The 19130-nt window shown below is 49.3% G+C and carries 15 protein-coding genes; 9 read left to right on the top strand and 6 right to left on the bottom strand.

Annotated elements, in window-relative coordinates:
• The first annotated feature begins 4 nt into the window (after positions 1 to 4).
• Both pnuC and I2H39_RS08005 read left to right on the top strand, forming a co-directional pair.
• Positions 5 to 691, top strand: coding sequence for a nicotinamide riboside transporter PnuC (gene pnuC / locus I2H39_RS08000; protein WP_138307894.1), 687 nt, complete (start codon positions 5 to 7; stop codon positions 689 to 691).
• A 64-nt stretch (positions 692 to 755) separates the two neighbouring features.
• On the top strand, positions 756 to 1481 hold the full coding sequence (locus I2H39_RS08005) for a GntR family transcriptional regulator (RefSeq protein ID WP_138307896.1): 726 nt from the start codon (positions 756 to 758) through the stop codon (positions 1479 to 1481).
• Between the two features lie 54 nt (positions 1482 to 1535).
• Here the strand turns inward: I2H39_RS08005 and I2H39_RS08010 are convergent, their stop codons facing one another.
• Both I2H39_RS08010 and I2H39_RS08015 read right to left on the bottom strand, forming a co-directional pair.
• The gene (locus I2H39_RS08010; RefSeq protein ID WP_138307899.1) at positions 1536 to 3095 is read right to left on the bottom strand and encodes a polysaccharide biosynthesis protein; all 1560 of its coding nucleotides are present in this window, start codon (positions 3093 to 3095) and stop codon (positions 1536 to 1538) included.
• Positions 3096 to 3202: 107 nt separating this feature from the next.
• Positions 3203 to 4582, bottom strand: coding sequence for an MATE family efflux transporter (locus I2H39_RS08015; RefSeq protein WP_138307901.1), 1380 nt, complete (start codon positions 4580 to 4582; stop codon positions 3203 to 3205).
• Positions 4583 to 4759: 177 nt separating this feature from the next.
• Here I2H39_RS08015 and I2H39_RS08020 point away from each other — a divergent pair, with 177 nt between their 5' ends.
• From I2H39_RS08020 to I2H39_RS08050, 7 genes are all read left to right on the top strand, one after another.
• On the top strand, positions 4760 to 6547 hold the full coding sequence (locus tag I2H39_RS08020) for a sensor histidine kinase (RefSeq protein ID WP_195626211.1): 1788 nt from the start codon (positions 4760 to 4762) through the stop codon (positions 6545 to 6547).
• A 41-nt stretch (positions 6548 to 6588) separates the two neighbouring features.
• Positions 6589 to 8247 (top strand): response regulator, encoded by a 1659-nt coding sequence (locus I2H39_RS08025; RefSeq protein WP_195626212.1) that lies wholly within the window; start codon positions 6589 to 6591, stop codon positions 8245 to 8247.
• A 142-nt stretch (positions 8248 to 8389) separates the two neighbouring features.
• Positions 8390 to 9769, top strand: coding sequence for a sugar ABC transporter substrate-binding protein (locus I2H39_RS08030; protein ID WP_138307907.1), 1380 nt, complete (start codon positions 8390 to 8392; stop codon positions 9767 to 9769).
• Positions 9770 to 9872: 103 nt separating this feature from the next.
• Entirely contained in the window at positions 9873 to 10787 is a 915-nt protein-coding gene (locus I2H39_RS08035) for a sugar ABC transporter permease (RefSeq protein ID WP_330640828.1), read from the top strand.
• A gap of 12 nt (positions 10788 to 10799) precedes the next feature.
• Entirely contained in the window at positions 10800 to 11627 is an 828-nt protein-coding gene (locus tag I2H39_RS08040; protein WP_138307908.1) for a carbohydrate ABC transporter permease, read from the top strand.
• A gap of 48 nt (positions 11628 to 11675) precedes the next feature.
• Positions 11676 to 13712 carry an alginate lyase family protein gene (locus I2H39_RS08045; RefSeq protein ID WP_195626213.1) on the top strand — a complete coding sequence of 679 codons (2037 nt, stop codon included), beginning with the start codon at positions 11676 to 11678 and terminating at the stop codon, positions 13710 to 13712.
• A 32-nt stretch (positions 13713 to 13744) separates the two neighbouring features.
• Positions 13745 to 14923: a glycoside hydrolase family 88 protein gene (locus I2H39_RS08050; RefSeq protein ID WP_138307913.1), complete on the top strand. Its 1179-nt coding sequence runs from the start codon at positions 13745 to 13747 to the stop codon at positions 14921 to 14923.
• Here the strand turns inward: I2H39_RS08050 and I2H39_RS08055 are convergent.
• Genes I2H39_RS08055 through I2H39_RS28835 form a run of 4 tightly spaced genes read right to left on the bottom strand, consistent with a single transcriptional unit; the run spans position 14920 to position 18710 of the window.
• Complete coding sequence (locus I2H39_RS08055) at positions 14920 to 16281, bottom strand: ATP-binding protein (RefSeq protein ID WP_138307915.1); 1362 nt, start codon at positions 16279 to 16281, stop codon at positions 14920 to 14922. The two genes, I2H39_RS08050 and I2H39_RS08055, sit on opposite strands and share 4 nt — an antisense overlap.
• Positions 16274 to 17191 carry a hypothetical protein gene (locus I2H39_RS08060; RefSeq protein WP_195626214.1) on the bottom strand — a complete coding sequence of 306 codons (918 nt, stop codon included), beginning with the start codon at positions 17189 to 17191 and terminating at the stop codon, positions 16274 to 16276. Before I2H39_RS08060 ends, I2H39_RS08055 begins: the two co-directional genes overlap by 8 nt.
• A complete protein-coding gene (locus I2H39_RS08065) occupies positions 17191 to 18144 on the bottom strand; it encodes a hypothetical protein (RefSeq protein WP_195626215.1) in 954 nt (317 codons plus the stop codon). The genes I2H39_RS08060 and I2H39_RS08065 overlap by 1 nt, the downstream gene beginning before the upstream one ends.
• Positions 18141 to 18710: a hypothetical protein gene (locus I2H39_RS28835; RefSeq protein ID WP_207746776.1), complete on the bottom strand. Its 570-nt coding sequence runs from the start codon at positions 18708 to 18710 to the stop codon at positions 18141 to 18143. The genes I2H39_RS08065 and I2H39_RS28835 overlap by 4 nt, the downstream gene beginning before the upstream one ends.
• Positions 18711 to 19130 lie beyond the last annotated feature (420 nt).

A 19130-nucleotide genomic window follows, 5' to 3' on the forward strand; every position in this document is an offset into this window, starting at 1 on the left:
TCATATGAATAAAATAAAAGAGTTCTTTCATGATTGGAGCATATTTGAAAAAGTCTGGCTGGTTTTTGTTTGCTCCCTGATGGCCGTCATATGGTTCATCAACGGGGATACGCCGTTCATGCTGGTGCTGAGCCTTACAGGCAGCCTGAACCTGGTGCTGGGAGCCAAGGGCAAGGTGGCAGGACTGTATTTTGCCATCATTAACAGCGCCATGTATGCGTACCAGTGCATGGGTATACCGCTGTACGGCGAGGTAATGTACAATGTACTCTACAGCATACCGGTCAGCGCCACGGCCATCTATCTGTGGAAAAAGAACGCGACCAGCGACGGCGAGGTCAGATTCCGCACCATGACGCCTAAGCTCATTGCAGGGGTAGCGGCAGCAACAGCCCTGGGAGTATGGGGTTATTCGGAAGTGTTAAAATACATGGGCGGTTCCTTCGCGTTTATGGATTCACTGACAACCGTGGTTTCAGTCATTGCCAGTATGCTCTACCTGCTCCGTTACTCCGAACAGTGGCTTATGTGGGTCATTGTCAACGCCCTTTCCATTATTATGTGGATTATGGTGTTTGCATCAGGAGATACCACGGCCCTGCTCATCATTGTGATGAAGACCGTGAACCTGCTGAATTCCCTCTACGGATACATGAACTGGAAGAAAATATCCCGGAAAACAGCGGCATAAGTTGAAAGAATGTCTCTCTCAGTATATAATGATAAAAACAGTAAGTGAACGGATTGAGGTTATCATGAGAGAGAAATTAGCCAAATATGAGCAAATCAGACAGGATATCATACATAAAATCGAGAGCATGGAATACAGGCCCAACCAGGTCATTCCATCGGAATATGAACTGTGCGCATCCTATGGAGTAAGTAGGATTACGGTCCGAAAGGCCATAGACGAGCTGGTCCATGAGGGGTTTCTCTACCGCATCAAGGGAAAAGGAAGCTTTGTCCGCGACCATGCGTCGGAGGGATTGTCACGCATCTACAGCTTTACCGAAGCCATCCTCCATCAGGGGAAGACACCGTCCAAGAAGCTTTTATCCCTGACTGTTAAGGAAGCGGATGCCGATGTAAGGCGCAGAATGGGTTTAAAGGAAAAGGAGGAGGTCTATGTCATCAAGAGCATTTACTATGCGGACGGCAGTCCGTACTGCATCAACACCTCCATTCTTCCAAGAAAGCTGTTCCCAAAGCTGGAGCTGTTTGATTTCAACCATAACTCCTTGTATGAGGTGCTGAAATCCTTTTACCAGCTCTCCTTCACAAAGGCGCGCCAGATTTTAAACGCCACATTGGGAAACAGTGAAATCTACGGGTATCTGGAGACAGAACAGAACCAGCCCCTTCTCAAAATAAACGCCACATCGTTCTGTCTGTATAATGATAATGAGACTGTGTTTGAGATATATGAATCTTATATATTGACGGACATCCTAAGCTATTATGTGGAAAAATATAATACGTAAGAAGTGTTCCGCAGATATACGGCGCACAGCCAGGGAAAAGCGGTCCCTGCCAGTCTATGGCAGGGGCCGCTTTTTGTGGAACAGGAGCAGAAGTCCCATGTAGCTGAAGCAAAGGAACAGAATCTGCACCGCTGTCATGATAAAGAGGGGCAGCTCCTTAAGCCAGACGCAGGCCTGGGTGAATGCCAGGTACATGCCGATGGATACCAGCAAAAGGAGCACAGGCTTAATAATCATGTTGGCGGTGTCCCAGCGGAAGGGGACCAGGCGTTTTACCGCAAGAAAGCACATAAGGGCCAGGGCCAGCTCACTGGCCAGCATACCCCACAGGTATCCCAGGATTCCGTATCGGGGGATGGCAAAGAGCACAAATGCCAGCCGGATGACCATGGCGCACACATTCTGGAAAAAGGTGGAGGAGGTTCTCCCGAGGCCGTTCAGGATGCTTCCCATGGTGGTTGCCAGGTACATGAAAGGACACAGCCAGGAAAGGATGGTGATATAGGTACCGGCATTCTGGTCGTGGAAAACGCTGACGCCAAGCTGGTTCCCGAAGAGAGTGAATATGCCGATGCACAGTACGCCCATATAGCAGCTGTAGCGCAGGGACATGGATATCATGGAGGAAATACGGGCCTCATTGCCGTCCGCCTGGGCTTCGGCCACCGTGGGCAGAAGAAGCACTGCCATGGAGTTGGTGATGGCAGAGGGAAACAAGATGAAAGGCAGGGCCATGCTGGTCAGCACGCCGTATACGGACAGGGCCTCGGAATTGGTAAGGCCGGAGCTCATCAGCCGGTTGGGAATCCATATGGCTTCCGCGCTTCCCAGCACATTAAGTATAAGGCGGTTTCCCATGAGGGGAAGAGCCAGGGCCATAAGAGGGGCAGCGGTGGCGCTGAAGGAGAGGGGGATGGCTGGCGCGCGGCGGGAATCCCCATCCTTATGGGGCGGAAAAAATCCAAGACAGAACACAGTGAATACAGCAGAGGCCATCTCGCCAATCAGGTGTCCGTATACAGCAAGGCTTACCGTAATCTGGCGTCCTGATTCCAGCCAGACGCTGGCAATGAGGAATACGGCGCCCATGCGTATGACCTGCTCCGCTACCTGGGAGAAGGCGGGGACCCGGGCTTTCTGCATGCCGTAGTAATAACCGTTGATGCAGGCGTGAAGGGCTGCAAAGGGGACGGACACTGCCATCACCGGAAGGTAGGGGGCGCACCGGGGCTCCAGCAGAAGCTTCTCTGCCAGAAATCCGGCATTTCCATAGATGCCCCAGGCCAGGAGGAAGGACATGCCCATGGCAATGACCAGACCCGTCCTGAACACGGCCTTGCCCCGGGACTGGTTGGCAGCCACGTACTGTGAAAGAGCAGTCTGGATGGAGCCTGCACAGACAGCAAAACAAATGCTGAATATGGGATGCACCATATTGTATATACCCAGTCCCTCTGCGCCGATGGTCCTGGACATGAAGATCCGGTAAAAGAATCCCAGAATCCTGCATATGAATCCGGTGGAGGTCAGAAGCAGGGTTCCGGTAATAAAGGCCATTTTCCTGGGGGAAAGGCGCTTGGAAACAGGGGAGGATGCAGTCAATGATTGATTCATAAACGCTCCTGGTGATGGGAATTATTAAAAATATATGATAAATTCCGGGATGTAGAACACATGGCAGGGAGATTTAGGGGCTGCTCTACGCAATTTTAAAGCGCTCCCTAAACAGCTGTTTTTACAGACTGTTCCATCCTGGTAAATTCCCTGAATATACCCCGTATAATGACCACTGTTAGAACCAGGGTGCCGATGTCGGCAATGGGCTGGGCAATCTGGATGCCAAACAAGCCCAGAAAATGGGTGGCAATGAGCAGCACCGGTATGAGGAACAGTCCCTGACGCGAGATGGCTAAAAGAGTGGCGCGGAACCCGTAGCCGATGGACTGGGACATCATATTGCTCATGGTCAGGAATCCGTTCATCCACATGGTGGCAATCTGCAGCCGCAGCGCCAGGGTGCCGATGGCAATGACCTCGGGGTCATTTTTCCGGAACAGACTGATTACATGTCCGGAGACAAGGAACCCGCCGGCGCAGACCGCCAGCAGCGCACAGGTGGTGAATTTCACGCAGAACCAGTAGGCCTGACGGACCCGGCTGTATTTTTTTGCGCCATAGGAAAAGCCGCACACTGGCTGGAAACCCTGGCCAAAACCGATGACGGCTGAGTTGACGAAGTAGACCAGGCGGTTCACAATGGCCATGGCGGCAATGGCAGCGTCGCCAAAGGGATGAGCCGTTGTATTTAAAACAATGGTTGCAATGCTGGCCATTCCCTGGCGGGTCAGGGAGGGAAGGCCGCCGTTCAGGATTTTGCCGTACAGGGTAATGGATGGGCGGAAATTGGAGAAACGGATGGGGATGCATTCCCTGCGCAGATTGCACTGGGCCAGGAGAATACAGAAGCTGATGAACTGGGACAGTCCGGTGGCGATGGCGGCTCCGGAGGTGCCCAGGCCCAGCCCGAAGATGAAAATGGGGTCCAGGGCAATGTTAAGGATACCGCCGGTGGTAATTCCCACCATGGCAAAGGCCGCCAGGCCCTGGAGCCGCAGCAGGTTATTCATAATGAAGGAACACATCATGAAGGGGGTGGCCAGGAAGATATAGCGGGCATACTCCACCGCATAAGGCTTGATGGTTTCCGTGGCTCCCAGAAGCATGACAATCTGGTCGATGTGGAACAGGCAGAAAGCGCCCAGGCAGGTGCCCAGGATGAAACCGGTGAAAAATGCCACGGAAACAGCCTGTTCCCCGTCCTCATGCCGTCCTGCTCCCAGACACCTGGCCATGTAGTTGCCGCTTCCCATGCCGATGGTAAAGGAAAGGGCCTGGATGATGGCCATGGCCGAGAATATGATGCCCACAGCGCCTGAGGCGCTGGTCCCCAGCTGGCTCACAAAAAATGTGTCAGCCATGTTGTAGATAGCGCTGACCATCATGCTGATGATGGTGGGAATGGCAAGGCGTGGGATGACCTTGCGGATGTCTCCGTTTACAAGCATTTCATACCGTTCTTTTTCCGCTTCATTTGTGCTCATGATGTACCGTCCTTTTGCGTATCTTTATCCCTCTATTATAAGATGGGGCGGAGGGGAATGTCAATGTGGGCGGAGATGGGGACAGGGGAGGAATTTGGGGTTAATTAGGGGGAAATGCTGACTTTATGGCGGCTTCGTGGTAAAATGGATGCGGAGTTTTGGCGCGGGGAGGTTTATATGAAGGAATTGGTTTGGGGGAGAACGCTGCGGTCCCGGTTGATTCGGTATAACTTTTTTATTATATGTGTGATTGCTATTTTTGTCAGTGTTTGCTCCTATGTTACTGCCAGCAGGAAGACGCTGGAGGTGGCTAAGAATTCGCTGCAGCATCATGTGGAGAGTATTTCTTACCGGTATCAGCTGGCTTATGAGGAAATGATTAATATTGTCCTGAACTGTACGGAGAGAAAGACCTTTAATCTGGGGGAGATTGGAAGGGGGCTGACGCCCGGGGCCAGGAAGAAGGGGCTGGATTATGCGGAGCTGATTAAGGATTACTGCGCTATTTCAGAGTACGGGGATTATATTGTGAAGCTGTCTGTGTTTGATGACAGGGGAGGAATGGTGCAGACCGGTTCTTCTTTTGGCAGTACGGATGATGCCAGGGGGATTCTGGATGGAGGCTGGCTGGAAGGGGAGCTGGATAAGACCATGGACAGCTATGAGCTGGATTTGGTGGATTCTCCTTTTTTCCAGCACGACGGACAGGTACTGCCCATTGCCAGAACGCTGACCGGGAGCAGGGTAAATCCGGGGGGCTGGGTGGTGCTCTGCCTGTCTACTGATTTGTTCCAGGATGTGCTGGGGGATACTACCGGGGGTCAGGAGGCTGTGGTGGTGACCAGTGAGGGGAAACGGATTGCTTCCCTCTATGAGCCGGAAGGCCATAGGGAGGAAAATGACCGGGTCATCCGGCGGCTCCAGCAGTCCGGACAGGATAAGGGGCTGCTGGAGATGAAGCTTCACGGCGGGAAAAGCCTGGTGGCTTTTGAGAAATATGGACGAAGCGGCGTCATGGTCTATGAGACAATTACCCTGGACAGCCTGAGCAATGACCGGCTGATGGTGGTTCAGACCGTTATCATTATGTTCGCCGCCTGCCTGATTTTCGGATTTATCCTGTCTGTGCTGATTACCAATCAGATAAAGAAGCCCATTGACCGGCTGGTCAGCCATATCGGCGATGTGGCGGCAGGGAATTTTACCAGGGACCCGGATATTGAAGGGGAGGATGAAATCGGCACCGTGGGCAAGGTGGTCAATGATATGTCGGAACGAATCGATACACTGATGGCTGAACGGCTGGAGGATGAGAAGGAGAAAGGTGATTTGGAACTGAAAATGCTTCAGGCTCAGATTAATCCTCATTTTCTCTATAATACGCTGGATTCCATCCGGTGGATTGCTGTTATACAAAAGAGCAGCGGGATTGTCAAGATGGTTACGGCTTTGTCGGGACTGCTTAAGAATATGGCCAAAGGGTTTAATGAGAAGGTGACGCTGCAGAAGGAACTGGATTTTCTGAATGATTATGTTACCATAGAAAAGGTGAAGTATGTGGAGCTCTTTGATTTGGAGGTCCGGGTGGATGAGCCGGAGCTCTATGAGGCGCTGGTCATTAAGCTTACGCTTCAGCCCCTGGTGGAAAATGCCATTTTTAACGGCATTGAGCCGGGAGGAAAGCATGGAACCATTGTGATTCATGTTTACAGGGAACATGACTGTCTTGTGATTCAGGTGAGGGATGACGGCGTGGGTATTCCAAAGGAAAAAATGGACGCCCTTCTGAATCATACGGAGAAGGTAAAGGGAAGCTCTATGAGCGGAATCGGCCTTCCCAATGTGGACCGCAGGATTAAGCTTAATTACGGAGACCAGTACGGGCTTTCCATTGAGAGCCGGGAAGGGGAATTTACGGAGATAACGGTCAGGATGCCGCTGGAATATGGACAGCAGGTCATATAGAAACATCCGGCGTCCTGAGAAACAGATAAGGGGAGAGATATATGTATCGTGTGATGATTGTGGATGATGAGCCGTTGATTCTGGCGGGCATTGCGTCTCTGCTTGACTGGAAGGAATATGGATGTGAGATTTCCGGAAAGGCGGCAAACGGACAGCAGGCATTAAAGCTTATGGAGGAGCAGAAACCGGATATTGTGATTACGGACATTAAAATGCCGGGAATGGACGGAATCGGATTCATGCAGGCTGTAAAGGAGCGGGGATGGGATGATGTGATTTTCATTCTGCTGACCAATCTGGAGGAATTCAGCCTGGCGCGGCAGGCCTTGTCCCTGGGGGCTGTGGAGTATCTGGTGAAGATGGAGCTGACAGAAGAAAAGCTGGCGGACAGCCTGAAGCTTGCCATGGAACGGCGGGAGATGAAGCGCAAGGCAGAGGCGGTTGATACGGCCGGAACGGTTTCTCAGGAAGAGGCGGTCAGGCAATACATCGAGAGGCTTCTGACGGACGGCGGAACGGTCAGCGGGTGCGCCGGCGCAAAAGACAATGACGGGAATGGCAGTGAAAACAGGGCGGAACAACGGGGAGAGGGGTACGATTCTTACCTTACGGCCCCGGTTCTGGCCATCATCAGCTTTAACTACGGATACGAGGGATTTTCCTCTGACTTTACAAGAGAGGACCAGAAAAAGGTTATTTCCTTTGCGGAAAATATTATCGGCCAGATGGTGAAGGGATATTTTGACCGCAGCTGCCTGGTGCGCCGGGAACTGAACAGCCTGGTGCTGGTGATGTCCACGGAGGGAATCCGGGATTACAGGGAACAGATACGCAGTCTGGGAGAAAAAATCATATCCGTGGTAAGGGACTACTTTGAGGTATCTGTGTCCGTGGCTGTCAGCAGCAGGAAGGAGAGCCTGGGGGAATTTGGGGCGCTGCTGTATGAGGCCATGAGCGCCACCAACCACTATTTTTACCACTCCGTGGACCCGGTTGTATTCTACTCCGAGGAATGTGAGACCAGCGCCAGGCATACGGGCAGCTTCCATATCGGGTTCCTGAAAAAGGACCTGTCCCAGGCTGTTGCCCAGAATGACAGCGGACGCCTGGAGGAGATACTGGACCAGGTGGCATGTCTGCTGAAGGAGCATAATCCTTCCAGGCAGCAGGCGGTCAATGCCTGCGCAAACCTGTATTTTTTCCTGTCCTCCTTTTTTGAGGACGGGGAGGAGCCGGATTTTCCTTATGAGGTCAATATAATGGAAAAGCTGGGACGGCTGGGGACCCTGGGACAAATTATCCAGTGGATTAACTGGTTCAAGGAGGCGGTTTCGCGGATTCTGGAACGCCGCAGGGATACCAGGGTGGACAGGATTGCGGAGCTGGTCCGGGAGTATGTGATGGAGCATTATAAGGAGCGGATTACCCTGGGACAGGTGGCCGAGGCCCTGAACATAAGCCAGGGTTATCTGAGCACTGCCTTTAAAAAACAGTCGGGGGAATCCTTTACCAGTTATGTGTCTGCCATCAAGATTGAGAAGGCAAAGGATCTGATTGCCAGCCACCGGTATATGATGTACGAGGTGTCGGATTTGCTGGGGTTTGATACGCCTTTTTATTTCAGCAAGGTCTTTAAAAAAGTTATGGGCATGTCGCCCAAAGAGTATGAGGCCCGGTGCCTGAAGCAGAAAAAATTGTAAAAACATGAAGATATTATATAAAAAAATAAAACTCATCTGAAAATTTTACAAAAAGTATGATATAGGTCGATTCGGTTTCGGAATTCGTTCTGGTATAGTTATATCAGAATTTGAAACAGCAAATTTTAAGGAGGGTTTTATTATGAGATTAAAGAAAACAGTGGCATTGGCACTGGTGACAGCCATGACTGCAACCATGGCAGCGGGCTGCGGCAGCTCTTCATCGGACAAGGGGGCTGCGGCTCCTGAGAGCACGGCGGCAGGCAGTGAAGCTGCAGGCAGTGAAGCTGCAGGCGGCGCAGCTGACAGCAAGGAGACAAAGGAAGCTGCTGCTTCCGGGGAAAAGCAGAAACTGACCGTGTCCGTGTGGGACAACGATGCCACCCCCCAGTTTACTTCCGTGACAAAGGCATTTATGGAAAAATATCCGGATGTGGAAGTGGAATTTATCGATGCGCCTTCTGACGAATATGCAAACAAGGTGACGGTTATGCTGGCAGGCGGCGATGCTGACCCGGATGTTATTTTCATCAAGGATACGGAGAACCAGGTTACCATGAAGGACAAGGGACAGATTCTGAGCCTGGATGAATATATTAAGAAGGACGGAATCGACCTGACCATGTACAATGGCGTTGCCGACCAGTTAAAGATGGATGGCAGCAGCTACACCCTTCCTTTCCGTAAGGACTGGTATATGCTTTACTTTAACAAGGATTTATTTGACAAGGCAGGGGTTCCTTATCCCTCCGCAGACATGACATGGGATGAGTATGAGGAGCTGGCTAAGAAGATGACAAGCGGCGAGGGCAGCGCCAAGGTATACGGAACCCATAACCACACCTGGCAGGCCCTGGTATCCAACTGGGCTGTACAGGATGGCAAGAACACCCTTATGAGCGAGGATTACAGCTTCCTGAAGCCGTATTATGAGCAGGCTTTAAGGATGCAGGACCAGGGAGTGGTACAGAGCTATGCCAACTTAAAAACAGGCAGCATCCATTACATCAGCGTGTTTGAGCAGCAGCAGTGTGCAATGATTCCCATGGGCTCCTGGTTCATCGGAACCCTGACGCAGGATAAGGATGCCGGCAAGTTTGACTTTAACTGGGGCGTGACCGCCATTCCCCATCCGGCTGATACCAAGGCAGGCGCCACGGTTGGTTCCACCACGCCGGTTGCCATCAATGCAAAATCCGATGTGCCGGATTTGGCATGGGAGTATGTGAAGTTCGTGACCGGTGAAGAGGGTGCAGAGGTTCTGGCTGATAACGGAATTTTCCCGGCAGCTGAGTCCCAGACCATCAGCAGCAAGCTGGCTGCAATCCCGGGATTCCCAGAGGATGGGCAGGAGGCTCTTAAGACCACCAGCTGGGTTCTGGACCGTCCGCTGGACGCCAAGATGGCAGCTGTAAGGAAGGTGCTGGAGGAAGAGCATGACCTGATTATGATTGGCGAGGAAGATGTGGACACAGGTATTGCCAACATGAACCAGAGAGCACAGGAAGCCAGGGAAGACTAACAGCATAAACCGGCTTATGAAGCAGTACGTGTATTAGGATAACAAGCAAAGAGCGTCTGATTAACGTGGCAGCGAGGGTTGGACGCTCTTTTTGCGCCTTAAAATGAGGAAAATGGTGATTAAAATGACAGGAAAACAGAAAAAAGTATTGAAGAGGAACGTCATCGGCTACTCTTTCATCCTTCCTAATTTTATCGGATATTTTATATTCATCTTTATTCCGGTAATATTGACCTTTGTCTTATGCGTGATGAAATGGGACGGCTCCAGCACACCCATGGAGTTTGTGGGACTTAAGAATTTCGTGAAGCTGTTCCATGACAGCGGCTTTCGGATTTCTGTCACCAACACCCTGTATTACGCGGTGTTTACCGTGCCCCTTACCATGGTGGCGGCCCTTCTCATCGCGGTGCTGTTAAATTCCAAGATAAAGGGGATTGTGGTGTACAGGACCGCATTCTTCTTCCCATACGTGGCCTCCCTGGTGGCAGTGGGCGCTGTGTGGAACATGCTGTTCCAGCCGGAATTCGGCCCTGTCAATGAGTTCCTGAAATTTATCGGCATCGCCAATCCGCCCAAATGGTGCGCATCCACGGACTGGGCCATGACGGTTATCATCATTGTCAGTGTGTGGAAGTATATGGGGTATTACATGGTGGTATACCTGGCGGCCCTCCAGGGCATTTCCCAGGATTTATATGAGGCTGCCAGCATCGACGGTGCCACAGGACTTAAGAAATTCCGCTATATCACCATTCCCATGTTAAAACCAACCACGTTTTTTGTCATCATCATGATGACCATCCAGTGCTTCAAGGTCTTTGACCTGATATATGTTATGACCGGCGGCGGACCCGGCAGGTCCACCAATGTGCTGGTGAACCATATCTACAACGCAGCCTTTGTGGACTTTAAATTCGGCTATGCCAGCGCCAGCGCCCTAGTGCTCTTTGCCATTGTGCTGGTAGTGACTCTGGTCCAGTTCCAGGGTGAGAAGAAGTTCACGGATTACGTATAGGAGGGGCATAGGATGGAGACAAGGACGTTAAAAAGTAAATTATTTATCTATATGCTGTTAAGTGCGCTGGCAGTGCTGGTGGTCATTCCCTTTGGATGGATGCTCCTGGCATCCGTAAAGACCAGCAACGAGGTGTTCAGTATTCCCATGAAGCTGTTTCCAAAGGAATTCCAGTGGGTGAACTACCAGACTATATGGGATAAGATTCCCTTATTGGTTTTCTTTAAAAATACCTTCAAGATAGCAGTATGCACCACCCTGCTTCAGGTGCTGACCAGCTGCTTTGCTGCCTACGGATTTTCCAAGGTGGAATTTAAGGGACGGGATTTCCTGTTTCTGGTATCAGTCACTACCTTTGCAGTGCCCTGGCAGGCGTATATGGTTCCCCAGTTTGCCCTTATCTCCAGGATGGGTCTGACGGATTCCCACCTGGGACTGATTCTGATGCAGGCGTTCTCCGGATTTGGCGTGTTCTTAATCCGGCAGTTCATGATTGGAGTGCCCAACGAGCTTTTGGAGGCAGCCAGGATTGACGGGCTTTCCGAGTACGGTATCTTTGCAAAGGTAGCGTTGCCCTTGGTGAAGCCGGGTATTGCAACCCTGGTAATCTTTACATTTGTAAATATATGGAATGACTTTATGGGACCTTTGATTTACTTAAACAGCACCAGGTTAAAGACAATCCAGCTGGGCATCCGCATGTTCATTTCCCAGTACGGGGCTGACTATGCGCTGATTATGGCTGCTTCGGTGTGCTCCCTCATACCTGTGCTGATTGTGTTTATGGTATGCCAGAAATGGTTTGTGGAAGGTATTACGGCCGGCGGCGTCAAGGGATAATAGATGCAGGGATGAGGCGGTAAACGGCTGTTTGATAGGAGGGCGCAGGTGAAGAATCATAAAATAGATATGAAATGGTGCAGTGATTACTGCAGGAAATACTGGCCGGAGGAATGCGCCCATATCCTGCGGATTGCAGATGACGCAGTGGAACAGAGGTTCCTGTTTGACCTGCCCTGGGATATGGAGCAGACGGCAAAGGCCGTGGAATTTAAGGGAAGGATAGACTGGCAGCATATGCCGGACGGGGACCCGGAATTCATATATCAGTTTAACCGGCACCGCTATTGGATTTGTCTGGGCCAGGCATATGCCCTGACCGGGGATGAAGCATATGCCGGATGTTTTGTCAGCCAGCTGTGTTCCTGGCTGGAGGACAATCCTGTCTGCCGGGAGACAAAAAATACTACCTGGCGTACCATAGAGGCGGGCATCCGGGGGGAAAACTGGGTGAAGGCCATGGAGTATTTTGAGGATTGCCCTGTTGTGACGGAGGATGTAAGGGCAAGGTTCCTGGAAGGACTCCGGGTCCACGGTGAGTATCTGATGGACTGCCGGGTGCCCTTCAGCGATAAGAGCAACTGGGGTGTGCTGGAGAGCCATGGGCTGTTTGATATCGGCGCATATCTGATGAAATGCAGGGGGAGCGAAGCTGGTGCGTATGCAGCAGCCCCGGCCCGGACAGGGCGGGGGGAAGCCTATGCGGCGGAGGCAGCTGCACGTCTGGAACGGGAGCTGGATATCCAGATTATGGACGACGGTGTTCATTGGGAACAATCTCCCATGTACCACAATGAGGTGCTGCGCTGTGTCCTGGAGGTTCTGCGTGTGGCGGAGCGCCAGGGTATCATCCTGCCTGCGTCCCTTTATGACAGAGCCAGGGCAATGGCCCATGCGGACCTGGCCTGGATGAAGCCGGACAGGACCCAGCCCTGCAATGGAGACAGTGACAGGACCGACCTGCGGGATGTGTTTACCCCTGCTGCATGGCTGTTAAAGGACAGACAGCTTCGGTATGCCGGATACAGCCGGCTGGATTTTGAAAGCGTATGGGAGCTGGGGGCGGAGGCTGCCCTGGAATATGAGAGCATGAGTCCCAAGATGCCGGAATGCCATTTTTATGCACTGAGGCAAAGCGGCAACTGGTGTCTGCGTTCCGGCTGGGGAGAAAATGCAGATTACCTGCATTTTAAATGCGGTTCACTGGGAGGGGGGCACGGCCATTTTGATAAGCTGCACATAGACCTGACCATGGCCGGTGAGGATATACTCATAGATTCCGGAAGATATACCTATGTGGACGGAAGCCTGCGCAGACAGCTTAAATCCTCCTGCGCCCACAATGTGCCGGTGGTGGACTGGCAGGAATACACCCAGTGCGTTGGTTCCTGGGATGTGAAGGGAAGGACGGCTGCCGGCGGACAGGACTGGAACCAAAAGGGGCCATATACATTTTTACAGGGCGCCCACCTGGGATATATGGAAAACGGCATACTGGTAAACAGGCGGATTCTTTCCATCGGCTCCCGCATCCATGTGATTGCAGATGAATTTTACGGCGCGGGAACTCATGTGTGCAGCCAGATATTCCATTTAAATCCGGCCGGAACCGTGGAAATGAGGGAGGATGGCTTTCTGTACCACGGGGTCAGGACAGATGCTGTTTTTTACCGGTTGGAACCATCTGCGGATGCATATACGGGAGGAATGGAACTGGAGGAAACACCTGTGTCCTTCCATTACAATCAGATGGAATATGCGCCCTGCGTCAGCTTCTGGAGGGAATGCCCCCTGTTCTGTTCCATGGTGACCGTGGCTGCGGGATATGAAAAAGGAACTGAACATCCTTACACGGTCAGCCGCGTGCCTGTAACCTCGCCTGTAACCGGCAGATGCCTGGGCGGGGATGAGGCAGAGGCCCTGCGGATCCAGGATGGAACCCATTCCTGGCTGGTGGTTGTAAACCACAGGGAAACCGGGGCGGACGGAGAATACATCGGGGCAGAGGGACATTACGGCCTGGGCCGCATGATGGCCTGCGACGAGACGGATGAGGGGAGCCGGATGACCGTGCTCCAGTGGTAGGACAGAAAAATGATTCAGAAAAGGAGCAGAACATGCAGACAAAGGACCGTTTACAGACCTATAAAATCATTGACAAAAGAGAGGCGGAAACCTGCCTGGATACAGCCGTGGACCTGGTGCGGGAGAATCTGAAAACCTTTACAGAATGGTTTCCGGATTCCAACAGCCGGAACCGGTTCTATCCCAGGAGCGCCAACCGGGAGTGGACCACGGGATTCTGGACCGGGGAAATATGGCTGGCCTATGAGAGGACAGGAGAGCCTGTTTTTAAAGAGGCTGGCCTGCTCCAGGCAGAATCCTTTCTGGAGCGCATAAGAAACCGGGTGGATGTGGACAACCATGATATGGGATTTTTATACACCCCCTCCTGCGTGGCTGCTTACCGGCTTACCGGCAGCCGGACTGCCAGAAAGGCAGCCCTGATGGCTGCGGACAACCTGATGGGAAGGTTCCAGGAAAAAGGCCAGTTCTTTCAGGCCTGGGGGGAACTGGGAGCAAAGGACAATTACCGGCTGATTATAGACTGTCTTCTGAACATGCCGCTGCTGTTCTGGGCCAGCGAGACGACCGGAGAGGAACGGTACAGGAAAAAGGCAGAAGCCCATATACGGACAGCCATGAACTGTGTTATCCGGCCGGACCACAGTACCTACCATACATATTTTTTTGACCCGGACACAGGCCTTCCCGTAAAGGGTGTCACCCACCAGGGCAACCGGGACGGCTCTGCCTGGAGCCGCGGCCAGGCATGGGGAATATACGGAAGCGCTTTGAGTTACAGGATTGAAAAAAAGCCGGAATATATGGATATATTCCGCAAGGTAACGGATTATTTCCTGGAGCATTTGCCGTCGGACCTGATTCCTTACTGGGATTTTGACTTTGACGACAACAGCCCGGAGCCCAGGGATTCCTCCTCAGGGGCTATTGCTGCCTGCGGAATGCTGGAGATGGCCAGACATATGGAGGCCAGGGAGGCTGCTTACTACACGGATATGGCCGGGCGGCTGGTGAAGGCTCTTGCCAGCCAATGCGCCGTAAAGAGCCCGGATGAGTCCAACGGCCTTCTTCTCCACGGAACCTACGCCAGGGCCAGCGCAGGCAATCCATGCGCGGACCGCGGGGTGGATGAATGCAATACCTGGGGGGATTACTTTTATATGGAGGCATTGACCAGGCTGGCGGGGGAGTGGGAGCCGTATTGGTATTAAAGCGCGGCCTCGCTGCTTTCCGGCAGCAGCAGGGCGGCAGAGGCAATGAAGGTATCGGATTCATGCTCAATTGTCAGCTGCCCGCTGTACCTGCCGGTGATGCGTTCAATCAATTTGATGCCGTATCCATGCTCATCCGGATTTTCCTTGGAGGTTTTAAAGAGCCCGTGTTCCATGATAACAGGGGTTTCGTATGTGTTTTCTGTTTTTACAATTAAGAATCCGCCGGACACATTTGCTTTCAGTGAGATGTGTTTCTGGTGCTGTGTCACCTTTTGGCAGGCTTCAATGGCATTATCCAAAAGATTGCAGAACAGGCTGCATAAATCAATTTCGGCAATGGTCAGGACCGGGGGAATTCTCGCGCTTATATCCAAAGGGATACCCTTTTCATCCGCCATCTGTTTTTTGATGGTGAGGACGGCATTGATAATCTCATGCTCGCAGTAACGCGGGAGTGCGTTTTTATCCAGGCAGCTGCGGGATTCCTTCAGTAAGCCAGGTATTGTATCCAGGCTGTTTTCATTTTTCAGTGACTGGCGGATGGCCTGCAGATGGGCGGAAAATTCCTGTTTCATGATTTCCATGTTGTCCATATGTTTCTGCGCCAGCTGATAATATCCCATCTCAGTCTGACGCTGGGCATAAAGGGCAGTCAGATTTTCTTCAATTTCTATTTTTTCCACCAGATTGTCGATGGAAAAAATCATGATTAAATCAACGATAATATTGAGAAACAAAATAAAATTACCCATTGAGAATGCAGTCCTGTCCGGCATCTCGTAGGTTTTAAGAGAGATGCAGAATAAAAGCAGCTGATACAGGGGTAGGATGATATATAATAACAGCTCTTTATGTTTCAGCCTGTTTTCCGTTATTTTTCTGCACGAAATAATCAGTATGATAATTGCCAGGAAAATCATGGCCTGCAAAGGGATGGATATGATTTCCATGATACCCTGGGGCGCTGTGAGAATCTGGTCTTTTGAAAACAGATGAGGCAAAAGCCGGCCTGCCAGGAAAAAGGCAGACAGCTCGGCGGTAATTAACGTAAATATTGCAAGTGACTTCATGGATAAGGTGCCGTCAAAGGCCAGAAGGGCCATGGAGACGAGGCATAGGAGGTTGATAAAAATGTAAATGCCGGAAGCTGGCAGCAGCAGGACACGGGGACTTGCGCACAGGATTAGGGTCCCCATGGAGGCTATCATCAATACTGCAAAAAGAGTCAGTTTCCACCATTTATTAAACAGACGGTGCTTTTTTATATGGAGCAGGCTGCAGAGAAAAAAGGCAGATATGGCACAGTGGAGCATACAATCCAGCAGAATGGATTCCATCATCATAAAATCAGTCATTTGTTACACCTCTTTCGCGGTTCTTTTCTATTATATTTTGTTGTTTTAGCTGGTTACAGGAATTTGTTATCATGGTTTCTATATCAGCAATCGGAGCTTGATTGGATATCAGGGCGTATATGGTAGAGAGCTGGTTGGCAAAGTCATGCTTTAAAAGCCGGTGTTCATGCAGCTGTTTTTGAATCTGTATATAACATTCATATTCATTTTTTTGCTGAAGCGCCAGAAGTTCCAGTTCTTCCTGGCGCTGTTTCTTATGTATCAGATTTGTAAGTGAAGACAGGAGTATAAAATCAACAATAAATCCTAAGATAAGAAATATATTCCCCACAATAATCATCCATAGGGATGGTTTATCAAACAGGCACATGCATACAGTAAATGTTATGTATTGATAGATGGGAAACAGGCAGTACAGGAACAGCATTTTTGAATGGCGGTACGCTTTAATCATCCACCAGACAGCAGGAGCGGTTGCAGTGAGAAGGAGCATGGACATATTGGTAAAGGTTATACCGGCTAACATATAAAGATTATTGCCTGCAAAATCCGCGTATGCTTTAAGATGCAGATACGTGTAGAAAGAATAAATACATATCAGCTCAGCGCCCATTGAAAGAGATAATATGTAAAACAGCATTCCAAAGCATTTGGCAATGGTATCTGAATATAACAGCCGTATAAGGAAAAATGTAAAGCTGCAGACCATGAATGCATGTAACTCTATGTACTTCTGCAGGGGCAGGAAGATTAGACCCAGAAGGAAAAACCCCAAGGCGAAAAGCAGCCATGTTTTAAATTTTGTAAAAAATCTGGGAGTTCCTATGGACATGGTTGATAATGTGACGATTAGGTTGCTGATTAAATACGATAGCTGGATATATATAAAATATGTGTCATAGTGAATCATTACGGGCGTGCCACCTCCTCCTGCGTATATTGTTTTGATTTATAATTAGAAATACCGTCATTAAAAGCAGTATATTTTAAGCCGGAATTTAAAAGGCAGTTTGAAGAATCAATCATATTGTTAATATCATCCATGGATGCGTGGTCGGAAACCATTGCATGGATGGTGGAAAGCATATTTGCAAATTCATGTTTTACCAGTCTGTGCTGTTCCAATTGCTTTTGAATTTTCAGGTAACATTCATACTCATTTTTTTGCTGAAGCGCCAGAAGTTCCAGTTCTTCCTGGCGCTGTTTCTTATGTATCAGATTTGTAAGTGAAGATAAGAGTATAAAATCAACTATAATCCCCAATATAAGAAATATGTTTCCAACAATAATCATCCAGGGAGATGGTTTTTCAAACAGGCACATGCAGACAGCGAAGGTTATGTATTGATAAACAGGAAGCAGGCAATACAGGAACAATACCTTTGAATGAAAGCAGGCCCTAATCATCCACCAGACAGCAGGAACAGTAGCGGTGAGAAGGAGCATGGACATATTGGTAAAAGTAATACCTGTTAATATATAGAGATTATTTCCTGCAAAATCCACATATGCTTTGAGATGAAGAAATGCCCGGAAAGAATATATACATAATAATTCGGCACTGATTGAGAGTACTGACAGATAAAGAGTTATACCTGTACTTTTTAGAAACGAATCTGAATACAGCGACCGTATAATGAAAAACGTAGCACAGGTAGCAGCAAGCACATGAAGTACCACATGGTTCTGTAAAGAAAAAAGAAACACAGTCAATAGTAAAAAAATTGCGGAGAACAAGAACCATGTTTGTAATTTTGAAAAAAATCTGGGAGTTCCCAGGGCTGTAACTGTCAGGCCCAAAATAAGTGTGCTTATAAAATAGGAAAAGATAATGGAAAAAAAGTAAGTGCCAAAGTGAATCATTCTGGATGCCTCGCCTCCCGGACAGATTGTTTTGGTCTGCGGTCACAAATACATTCATCAAAAGCCATATAAGTTGGTTCGGAATTTAAAAAGCAGTTTGAAGAAGATATCATATTATCAATATCATCCACAGAAGCCTGGTTATAAACCATTGCATAAATGGTGGAAAGCTGGTTTGCAAATTCATGTTTTACCAGTCTGTGCTGTTCTAATTGCTTTTGAATTTTCAGGTAGCATTCATACTCATTTTTTTGCTGAAGCGCCAGGAGTTCCAGTTCTTCCTGGTGTAATTTTCTTTTTATCAGATTATCCAGGGAAAACATGAGAATCCAATCAATGAAAAAGCCTAATATCAGGAATATATTTCCTACAATTATCATGTGTGCAGAAGGAGAGTCAAATAGGCTTATGCAGATGTAAAATAAAACAAACTGGTAAATTGGAAATATACAATATAAAAAGCTTTCCTTGCATCGTATATAGGGCCGCAAAATCCAATATATTGGTGGTATTACAGCGGTAAGTGTAAGTAATGACATGTTACTGAATGTAATTCCAACCAGCATAAACAGATTATTACCTGTAAAATCGTCATAAGCCTTTAAATGGAGAAATTTCCAAAGCAGTAATATACATATTATTTCAGCCGGACAGGAGATGGTAGTAGTGTAAATGCTCATGACGGCACAATTTTTTGGGAACTGAGGAAAAATAAACATGAGCATGATAAAATTCAGTAATGTAGCCAGACAAATATGTAAAAGTATATTTTTTTGTACCGGTAATAACAAAACAAAAATAAATAATATGCCAAAGGAATACAATAAGATATCTTTTATCTTGAATTTGTTCCTGGGCATTCCAATGGATATTGTAGAAAAGGACACAATGAGATTACCTATGAAGTAGGATATAAAAATAGGATAAAGGCAGCTATCAAGAGTAAGCATAATCATTCTCCAGTTTGGTTGTGTAATAAAATATCA

The organism is Clostridium sp. 1001283B150225_161107_B6 (assembly GCF_015556325.1).
Lineage (GTDB): Bacteria > Bacillota > Clostridia > Lachnospirales > Lachnospiraceae > Enterocloster.

What these genes read in the sequence shown, in the direction of transcription:
- I2H39_RS08060 (WP_195626214.1), bottom strand. Translation starts at nt 17,191, where the DNA reads ATGATTCACTATGACACATATTTTATATATATCCAGCTATCGTATTTA.
- I2H39_RS08010 (WP_138307899.1), bottom strand. Translation starts at nt 3,095, where the DNA reads ATGAATCAATCATTGACTGCATCCTCCCCTGTTTCCAAGCGCCTTTCC.
- I2H39_RS08005 (WP_138307896.1), top strand. Translation starts at nt 756, where the DNA reads ATGAGAGAGAAATTAGCCAAATATGAGCAAATCAGACAGGATATCATA.
- I2H39_RS08050 (WP_138307913.1), top strand. Translation starts at nt 13,745, where the DNA reads ATGCAGACAAAGGACCGTTTACAGACCTATAAAATCATTGACAAAAGA.
- I2H39_RS08030 (WP_138307907.1), top strand. Translation starts at nt 8,390, where the DNA reads ATGAGATTAAAGAAAACAGTGGCATTGGCACTGGTGACAGCCATGACT.
- I2H39_RS08025 (WP_195626212.1), top strand. Translation starts at nt 6,589, where the DNA reads ATGTATCGTGTGATGATTGTGGATGATGAGCCGTTGATTCTGGCGGGC.
- I2H39_RS08015 (WP_138307901.1), bottom strand. Translation starts at nt 4,582, where the DNA reads ATGAGCACAAATGAAGCGGAAAAAGAACGGTATGAAATGCTTGTAAAC.
- I2H39_RS08055 (WP_138307915.1), bottom strand. Translation starts at nt 16,281, where the DNA reads ATGACTGATTTTATGATGATGGAATCCATTCTGCTGGATTGTATGCTC.
- I2H39_RS28835 (WP_207746776.1), bottom strand. Translation starts at nt 18,710, where the DNA reads ATGCTGGTTGGAATTACATTCAGTAACATGTCATTACTTACACTTACC.
- I2H39_RS08065 (WP_195626215.1), bottom strand. Translation starts at nt 18,144, where the DNA reads ATGATTCACTTTGGCACTTACTTTTTTTCCATTATCTTTTCCTATTTT.
- I2H39_RS08040 (WP_138307908.1), top strand. Translation starts at nt 10,800, where the DNA reads ATGGAGACAAGGACGTTAAAAAGTAAATTATTTATCTATATGCTGTTA.
- pnuC (WP_138307894.1), top strand. Translation starts at nt 5, where the DNA reads ATGAATAAAATAAAAGAGTTCTTTCATGATTGGAGCATATTTGAAAAA.
- I2H39_RS08020 (WP_195626211.1), top strand. Translation starts at nt 4,760, where the DNA reads ATGAAGGAATTGGTTTGGGGGAGAACGCTGCGGTCCCGGTTGATTCGG.
- I2H39_RS08035 (WP_330640828.1), top strand. Translation starts at nt 9,873, where the DNA reads ATGAGGAAAATGGTGATTAAAATGACAGGAAAACAGAAAAAAGTATTG.